A 10,802-nucleotide genomic window follows, 5' to 3' on the forward strand; every position below is an offset into this window, starting at 1 on the left:
AAGCGCCACCGGGCTGCTTTTTAACGGTGAAACTCCGCCACCGTCATAGTGAAGCGCAGTACGCTCTCCCCTTCGTTCGCATAGCCGTGCGCCGCTTCGGTTTTCGCCACCGCCGACGCGCCAGCATTCACCTGCGTAACCGTCTCGTCCACCGTCAGCGTCAACACGCCTTCGTTCACGTGCAGCAACTCAAAGGTTCCCGCCGGATGCCCCGAAGAGGTAAAGCGCTCCCCCGGCTGCATCTCCCACTGCCATAATTCAATCATGTCCGGGCCCGCGGTGCCTGCCAGCAGCCTGGCGTAACCGCCCTGTGCGCCCTGCCACAGAACCGGGATCGCCGCTTCTTCAATAATGTGCACCAGCGGCTCGCTGGAGACGTTGACGATATCCGCCACCGAGATGCCGAGCGCGGCGGCCAGCTTGCACAAAATGGCGATGCTGGGGTTGGCTGCGCCCTTTTCGATCTCCACCAACATGCCTTTGCTGACGCTGGCGCGACGGGACAGCTCGTCCAGCGACAGCTTTTTCTCTTTACGCCAGTTGCGGATGCGGTTCGCCACGGCCAGGCTTACCTGGGCAACATCGGCACCCGAATCAGTCATTATATTGACTTTATCAGTCATTGGTCACTACCATAGTATAAAACAGTCAATACAGGATTATTTATGTCTCTCGTTACGCCGTCAATAGATTCGCGACTTGCCGACATTGCGCCCGGCTTTCGGGCGCTGAGCATTCTGGTTGAAGCCGCGCCGATTACCCAACCGGAGGTTGCGCCCGCCGCGCTGGCGCAGGCCTGCCAGCAGATGTTGAATGATGATGTGCCGTGGGCTGATGCGCACCTTTCAGACTGGGATGAGGTGTTTAAAGCGTTCGGCGCGAAACCGAAACGCACGCCCTGTTCCGCCGCGGCCCTGCGCAAGCGAGTGCTGAAAGACGGTTCGCTGCCGTCGCTGGATCCGGTGGTGGATATCTATAACGCGGTGAGCATTCGCTATGCCATTCCGGTGGGTGGGGAAAATCTCGCGGCCTATTCCGGTGCACCACGCCTGACGCTGGCCGACGGCAGCGAGCCGTTTGATACCTTTAAAGAGGGCCAGCCGGTGGTGGAATACCCGGATGCGGGCGAGGTTATCTGGCGCGACGACCTCGGCGTCACCTGCCGCCGCTGGAACTGGCGACAGGGAGTGCGTACCCGTCTGGACAGCCAGGCGCAATCTATGTGGTTTATTCTTGAAAGCCTGCCGTCAATGCCGCTTGAGGCATTGGAAGAGGCGGGAGAAGAGCTGGTCAACAACCTGCAGCGGCTGATGCCGGGAGCCACGGTTCAGGTTCAGCTGCTGACGCTGTAAGAGGACAACACGATGTTTCACGGGTTAAGCGCGTTTCCGTTAACGCCCCTGAAAGAGGGGACGTTTGACGAGCAGTCCTTCATCAATCTTCTGCGCCCCGTGGTCGACGCTGGCGTGGATTCACTGGGCATTTTGGGCTCAACGGGAAGTTATGCCTATCTGACCGTAGAAGAGCGCGGTCGGATCGCACGCTGCGCGGTGGCGCATGCTGATGACATTCCGGTCATCGTCAGCATCGGGGCATTACGGCTGGACGATATTCTGCGTTTGGCTGACGACGCGCAGGTGGCAGGCGTCTCCGGCGTGCTGCTGGCACCCGTGTCGTACCAGCGATTAACGGAAGACGAAGTGTTTAATCTCTATGAAACGGTGACCCGCCAGATCTCCGTACCGCTGTGCATTTACGATAATCCTGCTACGACCGGTTTTTCATTTAGCGATGAACTGTTATTTGCCGTCGCGGCCCTGCCGAATATTGGATCCATAAAGCTTGGCCGCGTGCCGGAAGACCTGTCGCAGGTACGCGCTCGTCTTCCTGATACCGTCACGCTGGGCATCGCCGGTGACTGGCGAGCGGCCTCCGCCCTGCATGCCGGGTTTGACGTCTGGTACTCGGTGGTCGGCGGGTTGTTTCCGCAAACAGCGCTGGCGATTGCCCGTTCGAAAGAGGCGGCACTATCCGAGCGGCTGGAGCCGCTGTGGGAATTGTTCCGTCGATACGGCAGCTTACGGGTTATCGCGGCGGCAGCAGAGATGATGGGGAAAGTAGCTGCACCTGCATTGCCGTTCCCGTTACAGGCGGTTCAGGGTGAGCCGCGTGAAGCGCTCGCCGGGATACTTGCGGCTCTTGAGCTGGCCTGAAAAACGCCGGGTGGCGCTAACGCTTACCCGGCCTACCGCACCGTCCCGCCACCCGTAGGCCCGGTAAGCGCAGCGCCACCGGGCAAATCCGCTATTCCGGCAACAATCCCACAAAACTGCGTTTCTTGCGCGGCTCTGACATCAGCTCTTCAAGCTTATCCACGCACGCCAGATAGTGCGGCGTTTGCTTATGCGCCAGCACCGCCTCCTCGTCTTTATAGGCCTCGTAGATAAAGAACCGGGTTTTCACGCGCGGGTCCTGCAATACGTCAAAGCGCAGGTTTCCCGGCTCCTTGATTGCCCCCTCGTGGTTGGCGCGAAACACCTCCAGAAACTCGTCCACCCTCTCGGGCTTAATGTTGATTTCAACCAGCGTCACGTTCATTTTCCTTCTCCCTGTTTTTCTTCCTGCCAGAACTGGAACGCATCGTGGGCATTCCAGTTCTCGTGAACCACTTTTTTCACCGCCTTCAGCATGGCGAGCGGCGCGCTGGACTGGAAGATGTTGCGCCCCATGTCCACGCCGGACGCGCCCTGGTCAATCGCGCGCCAGCACATCTCCAGCGCTTCGTGCTCCGGCAGCTTTTTGCCCCCGGCGATCACAATCGGCACCGGGCAGCTGGCGGTCACTTTTTCAAAACCCTCGTCCACGTAGTAGGTTTTGACGAACTGCGCCCCCATTTCGGCGGCGATGCGGCTGGCCAGCGAGAAATAGCGCGCGTCACGCGCCATCTCCTTGCCGACGCCCGTCACCGCCAGCGTCGGCATGCCGTAGCGCGCGCCCGCGTCCACCAGATTGATGATGTTGTTGATCGACTGGTGCTCGAACTCGCTGCCGATGTACACCTGCGCCGCCACCGCGCAGGCGTTCAGGCGCAGCGCGTCCTCCATCGCCACCGCCACGCACTCGTTCGACAGCTCGCCCAGAATCGAATTACCGCCGGAGGCGCGCAGCACCACCGGTTTGTTCGTCGCGGCTGGCACCTGGCTCCTGAGGATGCCGCGGGTGCACATCAGCACGTCGGTTTCACCAAACAGCGGCGCGATAGAGAGATCGATACGCTCAAGGCCGGTGGTCGGCCCCTGAAAGTAGCCGTGGTCAAAGGCCAGCATCACCGTGCGGTTGCTCTGTGGGTTGAAGATGCGCGCAAGCCGGGACTGCATGCCCCAGTCCAGCGAGCCGCAGCCCTTCAGGGTGTAAGGCACGTTCTGCTGCGGCGTGCCGATGCCAAAATCCTTGCCGTCTTTGATGTCGTCTAAATCAGCCATTTGCTCCCCCGTCAGAAATCGTATTTGCTGATGTTCTCTTTGGTGAACACCACGCGCTCCGGCAGCAGCACGATGCCGTTGCCCTTCGCCTCATACTGGTAGCCCTGCACGCTGTTCGGCTCGACCTTCAGCGCGCCGATGTCTTTTACGTCCACGCTGTCGCCGACGTTAAGATCGCCTTTTTTCAGCAGGCGATCGGCGACATTGACCGCAATTTTTCCCTGTTGTACGACATCCCACAGGCCGAAGGCTTTTACCGTGCCTCGCTCAACGTACGGACGCATCACGTTCGGCGTGCTGAAGCCGACAATCGCCACCCCTTCGCGCTTCAGGTTTTCCGCCGCCTGCGCCGCTGCTGGCAGCGCGTTGGCGTCCGGGGCGATGATCGCATCCAGATCCGGATACGCTTTTAAGATCCCTTCGGCGGTTTGCAGAGATTTGGTGGCGTCGTTATAGCCAAATTGGGTCGTCACGACCTGCCACTGCGGATGATCTTTCTCGATTTTGGCCTTCGCCTCTTTCACCCACTGGTTCTGGTCAGTAACGGTCGGGCTGGAGTAGAAGAACGCCACTTTAGCGTTCGGTTTGGTGACCTGCTTACCCGCCATCTCCACCAGCAGGCCGCCAAGCTGCTCCGGCGTCCCCTGGTTGATGTAGATGCTGCGGCACTCCGGCTTAGTGTCGGAATCCCAGGTCAGGACCTTGACGCCGCGCTGCATCGCGCGCTTCAGCGCCGGACAGAGTCCGTCCGGCGACACGGCGGAGACGATAATGGCGTTATAGCCCTGGTTGACGAAGTTATTGATGAGCTGCACCTGGCCGGAGACGCTCGGCTCGGTTGGGCCGTCGTAGGTGACGTCCACGCCGAGGTCTTTCCCCGCCTCTTTCGCGCCGTTGCCGCCGCTGGTGAAGAAGCCCACGCCTACCAGTTTCGGGATAAAGGCAATGCGGTCCGCCGCCTGCGCCGAAGCGAAGCTGAGGGCCATTGCCAGGACGAACAGTTTTGTTTTCATCTTACGCTCCGGATAGTTTTCTAAAGAGAGAACGCACCCACTCGCGGTGCAGACTCAGCGAACGTCCCATCACCACTACAACCAGCAGCGCCCCTGACAGCGCGCTCGACACCTGGTTAGGGATGCCGACCATCTGTAAACCCTGCTGCAGGTAGCCCACCAGCAGCGCCGCCAGCGCCGTACCCACAACCGAACCTGACCCGCCGTAGATATTCGCCCCGCCGAGCACCGCGGCGGTAAGCGCAGGCATCAGTAAATCGCGCCCCAAATCCGAACGCGCGGAGCCGAAATAGGAGACCATCACCAGCGCGGCAACCGCCGAGGCCACGCCCACCAGGCCGTACAGCGCATAGGGCATGCCGTTCACCGACAGCGCCGCATAGCGCGCCGCGCGAGGATTCTGGCCGATTAAAAACAGGTGACGACCAAAGCGCCCGCGATGGGTAATCAGCCAGAAGAAAAACGTAATCACCGCGAACAGCACCAGCGGGATCGGCAAGCCCAACACCGTGAGGTTAGCGAACGCCGTGAAGCTGTCCGGGAAGCCGCCGATGCCCTCGTAGCCCGTCGCCCCCGCCATGCCGGAGAGCAGCAGCGCGCCGCCGCCGTAGAGGTAGAGGGTGCCGAGAGTAATAACCAACGGGCTGATGCCTGTATAGTGAATAAGCGCGGCATTAAATAATCCGCACAGCAGGCCGAGCAGCAGCGTCAATGGAACGGCGAACGCCATCGGCCACCCCGCCTGCATCATGACGCCCAGCGCAATGGCACACAGGCCGATGGTCGAGCCGAGGGAGATGTCGATCCCGCCGCTGATAATCACCAGCGTGAGCGGTAGCGCCACAATGCCAATACAAATGAAGTCGCTGGTGCTGAACAACAGCATGTTGATATCAAGCATGCGCGGGTTGATGGCGCCAAAGAGCAGGATCTCCAGCACCAGTAAAATGAGCAGCGCGCTTTCCCAGTTAAGCCTCATTTACGCCACCTCTTTTTTGCGTTTTGGAAAAGGGGTGACGTGCTTTCCCCCTCTATTGCCCGGCTGGAAGCGGCCATACTTCAGCGCCCGCTGGTGGCGCGCCAGCGCCTGGCGCAGACGTCCGTCGAGCACCAGCACGCCCAGCAGCACCAGCCCGGCGATAAAGTCGTTCCACCACGCCGGGAGCCTGAACAGCACCAGCACGGTATCGATTTGCGTCAGGAAAAAGGCCCCGAGCAGCGCGCCAATCAGCGTGCCCGTGCCGCCCAGCAGCGAAATGCCGCCGAGCACGCAGGCGGCGATGGCCTTCATCTCCAGCCCGCTGCCGGTCTGGTTCGGCACAAAGCCAATCTGCGCGGCAAAGACAATTCCGGCGCAGGCCGCCAGCATGCCGTTGAGGGTAAAGGCGAGCATGCGGGTGCGGTTCACCGCCACGCCCAGCTGGCGCGCGGCGGCGAGGTTATCCCCCACCGCGTAGAAATCACGACCGAACGCGGTGCGCGACAGCGTCCACGCGCCTGTGGCCGCGATAATCAACACGACTATTCCGAGCGGTGAAATGCCGATGGCGGCAGGCTCAGAGAGGGATTTTAGCGCTTGCGGCAGTCCTTCAATCCACTTCCCGCCCGTCCAGAGCAGCATCGCCCCGCGGTACAACCCCAGCGTGCCGAGGGTGGCGACAATCGCCGGAATGCGCAGCCCCACCACCAGAAACCCGTTGAACGCCCCGGCCAGCGCGCCAGTCGACAGCGCGAAGAGAATGGAAACGGGCAGGCTGTAGCCGCTGTTCAGCGCTACACCCACGGCGATGGCGGACAGCCCCACGGTGGAGCCAACGGACACGTCGATATTGCGGGTCAGCATCACAAGCGCGGCACCGATGGCCAGCAGGATCAGGATCTGCGCGCTGGCGAAGATCATCCCCAGCGTCTGCAGGCTGAAGTAAGACGGGTTCAGCGCCACCAGCACGGCGAACAGCGCCAGAATGGCGAGAAACGCGCTCAGCTCGCGGTTTTTGAGTAAGGTCTTCATGATTGCCCTCCGAACGCCAGCGCCATCATCTTGTCGAGGCTGACGGCGTGACGCGGCAGCTCTCCGTTGAGCACGCCCTGATGCATCACCAGCACCCGGTCCGCAAGGCCCGGGAACTCGTCGAGATCGCTTGAGATCATCAGCACCGCCACGTTCTGCGCCGCCACGCTTTTTATCAGCTGATAGATGTCGGCGCGCGCCGAGACGTCCACCCCGCGCGTCGGTTCATCGACTATCAGCAGTAAAGGATTAGCCTCGAGACAGCGCGCCAGCAGCACCTTCTGCTGGTTGCCGCCGGAGAGCGTGCGTACGGTTTGATCCGCATGGTTAAGCTTGATCCCCAGCGCCCGGTGGTAACGCTCCACCACCGCAGACTCCCGCTTGCGCTGCTGCCAGAGAGACGGTTCGTTCAGCGCCACGGTGTTCCAGCGGATCGGCGCGTCGAGGAACAGGCCGGACACCTGCCTGTCTTCCGGCAGGTAGACTAGCCCTTTCTCCAGGCGTGAACTGACCGGATCGCCGGTGATCTCCTGGTTCTCCAGCCAGACGCGACCGCCGCGCACGGGCCGCAGACCGTAGAGCGTTTCCGCAAACTCGGTGCGCCCGGATCCCACCAGCCCGGCCAGGCCGACGATCTCCCCGGCGTAGATCTCAAGGCTGAGATCGATAAACCCCTCCCCGGTGAGATCGTCCACCCGCAGCACCGGGAAATCCTGCGGCTGGGTGCGGCGGTTGCCCGGCAGCGCCAGCCACAGCTTCTGCGTATCGCTGAGAGATTTATCGCGGCTTACCGGCGTCATGGCGGCGATCAGGGCGCTGTCGTCAAACTGCGCGGTTTCGCCGCTCAGCACCACCGCGCCGTCGCGCATCACCGAGACGTGGCTCGCCAACTGGCGAATTTCCGGCAGCTTGTGCGAGATAAAAACAATCCCGACGCCGAGTGCCTGCAGGGCGCGGATCTGGCGAAATAGCCGCTCGGTTTCGCCGGGCGTGAGGGAGGCCGTGGGTTCGTCGAGGATCAGGATCCTGGCGTTGCGCATCAGGCCGCGCAGGATCTCCACCATCTGCTGATCCGCCACTTCCAGGGTGCTGGCGGTGGCGTCGAGGTTAAGCGGGCACTGCAGCTGCTGGAGCTTCTCCGCCAGCCGCTTTTCCCGATCGCGTTCGCGCGGCAGGCGGAACAGGATGTTTTCCCGCACCGTCAGGTTGGGGAACAGCAGCGGCTCCTGCGGCACCAGGTAAATGCCTAACCTGTGCGCCTGCACGGGCGTGAGCCGCGCATATGACTGCCCCTCGACAGAAAGTTCACCGCTGTCCGGCGTTTCCACCCCGGCGATGATCTTCATCAGCGTCGATTTTCCCGCGCCGTTCCCGCCCATCAGGGCGTGCACCTGGCCCGCAAGCAGCGTGAAATCAATGCCTTTCAGAACCGGCACCCCTGAGAACTGCTTGCTGATATTTCGCGCGTCGAGAAGTGGTGTCATCATCGCTCCGCTATTGAACAAATGATTTTTACTTTTAATAATGTTCAAAAGCGTAGACGGTGAACTATATTTACAACCGTGCAGGGATCACAGTTTTATCGATTGAGATACAGATAAACCAGAAACGATCTAAAAGATCCGTTTTGTCGCGTGGCTCACATTTTCCCTTCGCGCCATCACGAACATATGATCTAAATTTTTATAAGAGTTCAATTATGAGCGATAAACGCACTGCGGAAGAAGGACGGTTTGCCGGGCTGGCACTGGCGGAAGAGGAACTCGTGGCGCGCGTGGCCTGGTGCTATTACCACGACGGGCTGACCCAGAACGACATCGGCGAGCGGCTCGGGCTGCCGCGCCTGAAGATCTCCCGCCTGCTGGAGAAGGGCCGTCAGTCCGGGGTGATCCGCGTGCAGATCAACTCCCGTTACGAGGGCTGCCTGGCGCTGGAAACCGAGCTCCAGCAGCGCTTTGGCCTGAAGATGGTGCGCGTGATGCCCGCGTTAAATACGCCGCCGATGAACGTGCGGCTGGGTATTGGCGCGGCGCAGTCGCTGATGGGCGTGCTGGAGCCCGGCCAGCTGCTGGCGGTGGGGTTTGGTGAAACCACCATGAGCAGCCTCCAGCACCTGAGCGGCTTTATCAGCTCGCAGCAGATCCGCCTGGTGACGCTCTCCGGCGGCGTCGGGCCGTATATGACCGGTATCGGCCAGCTGGACGCGGCCTGCAGCGTCAGCATGATCCCCGCCCCGCTTCGCGTGTCATCCGCAGAAGTTGCCGGGATCTTAAAACGCGAGACCAGCGTGCGGGACGTGATCCTCGCCGCCACCGCCGCCGACGTGGCGGTAGTCGGCATTGGTTCGGTGAACCAGCGCCGTGACGCCACGATACTGCGCTCCGGCTATATCAGCGAAGGCGAGCAGCTGATGTACGCCCGCAAAGGCGCGGTCGGCGATATTCTCGGCTATTTCCTTAATGCCGAGGGCGAATGCGTTGAAGAACTGGAGATCCACAAAGAACTGCTGGGCGTCACGCTCGATGAACTGGCGCAGCTGCCCACCATCGTTGGCGTGGCCGGAGGGGAAGAGAAAGCCGATGCGATTTATGCCGCACTGAAGGGCCGCCGTATCAATGGCCTGGTGACGGAGGAGACGACAGCCCGCGCGGTGCTGGCTCTGGCCGGATAAGAGTCTGCCCTGCGCTAACAACGAGGCAAGCTCATGAGTTACCTTTTAGCGTTAGATGCAGGGACAGGCAGCGTTCGCGCCGTTATTTTCGATTTACAGGGCAACCAGATTGCCGTCGGCCAGGCCGAGTGGAAGCACCTGAGCGTGGAGAACGTGCCGGGGTCGATGGAATTCGACCTTGAGACCAACTGGCGGCTGGCCTGCCAGTGTATTTATCAGGCGCTGGAACGTGCGGGCCTGAGCGCGGCGGATATTCAGTCCGTCGCCTGCTGCTCCATGCGCGAAGGGATCGTGCTGTACGACCGCAACGGCGAGGCCATCTGGGCCTGCGCCAATGTCGACGCCCGCGCCAGCCGCGAGGTGGCCGAACTCAAAGAGATCCACGACGACCGTTTTGAATCCGAGGTGTATGACGTTTCCGGCCAGACGCTTGCCCTCAGCGCGATGCCGCGCCTGCTGTGGCTGGCACACCATCGCCCGGATATTTACCGCAAGGCCGCCACCATCACCATGATCAGCGACTGGCTGGCGGCGAAGCTCTCCGGCGAGCTGGCGGTCGATCCGTCCAATGCGGGCACCACCGGCATGCTGGATCTCTTCTCCCGCGACTGGCGGCCGGCGCTGCTCGACATGGCCGGCCTGCGCGCCGATATCCTCTCCCCGGTGAAAGAGACCGGCACCGTGCTGGGCGCTATCACCAAAGAGGCCGCGCAGCAGAGCGGCCTGCGCGAAGGCACGCCGGTGGTGATGGGCGGCGGCGACGTGCAGCTGGGCTGCCTGGGGCTGGGCGTGGTTCGCGCCGGGCAAACGGCGGTGCTGGGCGGTACCTTCTGGCAGCAGGTGGTGAACCTGCCGCAGGTGCGTACCGACCCCGACATGAACATCCGCGTGAACCCGCACGTTATCCCCGGCATGGCGCAGGCGGAGTCGATCAGCTTCTTTACCGGGCTGACCATGCGCTGGTTCCGCGACGCCTTCTGCGCCGAGGAAAAGCTGATTGCCGAACGGATGGGGATGGACACCTATTCCCTGCTGGAAGAGATGGCGAGCCGCGTACCGGCGGGTTCACACGGGGTGATGCCGATCTTCTCCGACGCGATGCATTTTAAGCAGTGGTACCACGCCGCACCGTCGTTTATTAATCTCTCCATCGACCCGGAAAAGTGCAACAAAGCGACGCTGTTCCGCGCCCTGGAAGAGAACGCGGCGATTGTCTCGGCCTGCAACCTGGCGCAGATCTCGCGCTTCTCCGGCGTGACGTTTGAGAGCCTGGTGTTTGCAGGCGGCGGGGCTAAGGGCGCACTCTGGAGCCAGATATTAAGCGACGTCACCGGGCTGCCGGTGCGCGTGCCGGAGGTGAAAGAGGCGACCGCGCTCGGCTGCGCAATTGCGGCAGGTGCGGGCGCGGGGCTGTTTGCGGATATGGCCTCGACGGGCGAGCGGCTGGTGAAGTGGAGCCGCGAGTTCACGCCGAACCCGCAGCACCGCGAGCTGTACGACGGCATGATGCAGAAGTGGCAGGCGGTGTACGCCGACCAGCTGGGGCTGGTGGACAGCGGGCTGACGACGTCGATGTGGCAGGCACCGGGGCTGGTGCGGGCAACGGCGCCGTAAAAAACGCCGGA

At 61.9% G+C, this 10,802-nt stretch carries 11 protein-coding genes; 4 read left to right on the plus strand and 7 right to left on the minus strand.

Annotated elements, in window-relative coordinates; translation table 11 throughout:
- Positions 1 to 20: 20 nt before the first annotated feature.
- A complete protein-coding gene (locus tag HV355_RS23805) occupies positions 21 to 623 on the minus strand; it encodes a helix-turn-helix domain-containing protein (RefSeq protein ID WP_120158583.1) in 603 nt (200 codons plus the stop codon).
- Positions 624 to 665: 42 nt separating this feature from the next.
- On the opposite strand from HV355_RS23805, the gene HV355_RS23810 reads away from it, so the two are divergent.
- Entirely contained in the window at positions 666 to 1,352 is a 687-nt protein-coding gene (locus HV355_RS23810; protein ID WP_182403837.1) for a B3/4 domain-containing protein, read from the plus strand.
- Between the two features lie 12 nt (positions 1,353 to 1,364).
- On the plus strand, positions 1,365 to 2,213 hold the full coding sequence (locus tag HV355_RS23815; protein ID WP_182403840.1) for a dihydrodipicolinate synthase family protein: 849 nt from the start codon (positions 1,365 to 1,367) through the stop codon (positions 2,211 to 2,213).
- A gap of 91 nt (positions 2,214 to 2,304) precedes the next feature.
- On the opposite strand, the gene lsrG is transcribed toward HV355_RS23815, so the two are convergent.
- From lsrG to lsrA, 6 genes are read right to left on the minus strand one after another with little or no spacing between them, the layout of a single operon-like run.
- Positions 2,305 to 2,598, minus strand: a complete 294-nt coding sequence (lsrG, locus tag HV355_RS23820; protein WP_003862606.1) for a (4S)-4-hydroxy-5-phosphonooxypentane-2,3-dione isomerase — start codon at positions 2,596 to 2,598, stop codon at positions 2,305 to 2,307.
- The gene (gene lsrF / locus HV355_RS23825) at positions 2,595 to 3,482 is read right to left on the minus strand and encodes a 3-hydroxy-5-phosphonooxypentane-2,4-dione thiolase (protein WP_182403842.1); all 888 of its coding nucleotides are present in this window, start codon (positions 3,480 to 3,482) and stop codon (positions 2,595 to 2,597) included. The genes lsrG and lsrF overlap by 4 nt, the downstream gene beginning before the upstream one ends.
- An 11-nt stretch (positions 3,483 to 3,493) precedes the next feature.
- Entirely contained in the window at positions 3,494 to 4,495 is a 1,002-nt protein-coding gene (gene lsrB, locus HV355_RS23830) for an autoinducer 2 ABC transporter substrate-binding protein LsrB (RefSeq protein ID WP_042715406.1), read from the minus strand.
- A gap of 1 nt (position 4,496) precedes the next feature.
- Positions 4,497 to 5,474, minus strand: coding sequence for an autoinducer 2 ABC transporter permease LsrD (gene lsrD / locus HV355_RS23835; RefSeq protein ID WP_108416165.1), 978 nt, complete (start codon positions 5,472 to 5,474; stop codon positions 4,497 to 4,499).
- On the minus strand, positions 5,475 to 6,506 hold the full coding sequence (gene lsrC, locus HV355_RS23840; RefSeq protein WP_182403844.1) for an autoinducer 2 ABC transporter permease LsrC: 1,032 nt from the start codon (positions 6,504 to 6,506) through the stop codon (positions 5,475 to 5,477). It lies immediately after the preceding gene.
- Entirely contained in the window at positions 6,503 to 7,990 is a 1,488-nt protein-coding gene (lsrA, locus tag HV355_RS23845) for an autoinducer 2 ABC transporter ATP-binding protein LsrA (protein WP_182403848.1), read from the minus strand. Before lsrA ends, lsrC begins: the two co-directional genes overlap by 4 nt.
- Before the next feature lie 215 nt (positions 7,991 to 8,205).
- Here lsrA and lsrR point away from each other — a divergent pair, with 215 nt between their 5' ends.
- Together lsrR and lsrK are read left to right on the plus strand one after the other, a co-directional pair.
- The gene (gene lsrR / locus HV355_RS23850) at positions 8,206 to 9,177 is read left to right on the plus strand and encodes a transcriptional regulator LsrR (protein WP_108416162.1); all 972 of its coding nucleotides are present in this window, start codon (positions 8,206 to 8,208) and stop codon (positions 9,175 to 9,177) included.
- 33 nt (positions 9,178 to 9,210) lie between these two features.
- The gene (lsrK, locus tag HV355_RS23855) at positions 9,211 to 10,791 is read left to right on the plus strand and encodes an autoinducer-2 kinase (RefSeq protein WP_182403846.1); all 1,581 of its coding nucleotides are present in this window, start codon (positions 9,211 to 9,213) and stop codon (positions 10,789 to 10,791) included.
- Positions 10,792 to 10,802: the final 11 nt, after the last annotated feature.

This window comes from Enterobacter sp. RHBSTW-01064 (genome assembly GCF_014103035.1).
GTDB classification, from domain to species: Bacteria; Pseudomonadota; Gammaproteobacteria; order Enterobacterales; family Enterobacteriaceae; genus Enterobacter; species Enterobacter mori.

Coding starts and splice junctions, on each gene's coding strand:
- HV355_RS23805 (WP_120158583.1), bottom strand. CDS start 623: ATGACTGATAAAGTCAATATAATGACTGATTCGGGTGCCGATGTTGCC.
- HV355_RS23810 (WP_182403837.1), top strand. CDS start 666: ATGTCTCTCGTTACGCCGTCAATAGATTCGCGACTTGCCGACATTGCG.
- HV355_RS23815 (WP_182403840.1), top strand. CDS start 1,365: ATGTTTCACGGGTTAAGCGCGTTTCCGTTAACGCCCCTGAAAGAGGGG.
- lsrG (WP_003862606.1), bottom strand. CDS start 2,598: ATGAACGTGACGCTGGTTGAAATCAACATTAAGCCCGAGAGGGTGGAC.
- lsrF (WP_182403842.1), bottom strand. CDS start 3,482: ATGGCTGATTTAGACGACATCAAAGACGGCAAGGATTTTGGCATCGGC.
- lsrB (WP_042715406.1), bottom strand. CDS start 4,495: ATGAAAACAAAACTGTTCGTCCTGGCAATGGCCCTCAGCTTCGCTTCG.
- lsrD (WP_108416165.1), bottom strand. CDS start 5,474: ATGAGGCTTAACTGGGAAAGCGCGCTGCTCATTTTACTGGTGCTGGAG.
- lsrC (WP_182403844.1), bottom strand. CDS start 6,506: ATGAAGACCTTACTCAAAAACCGCGAGCTGAGCGCGTTTCTCGCCATT.
- lsrA (WP_182403848.1), bottom strand. CDS start 7,990: ATGACACCACTTCTCGACGCGCGAAATATCAGCAAGCAGTTCTCAGGG.
- lsrR (WP_108416162.1), top strand. CDS start 8,206: ATGAGCGATAAACGCACTGCGGAAGAAGGACGGTTTGCCGGGCTGGCA.
- lsrK (WP_182403846.1), top strand. CDS start 9,211: ATGAGTTACCTTTTAGCGTTAGATGCAGGGACAGGCAGCGTTCGCGCC.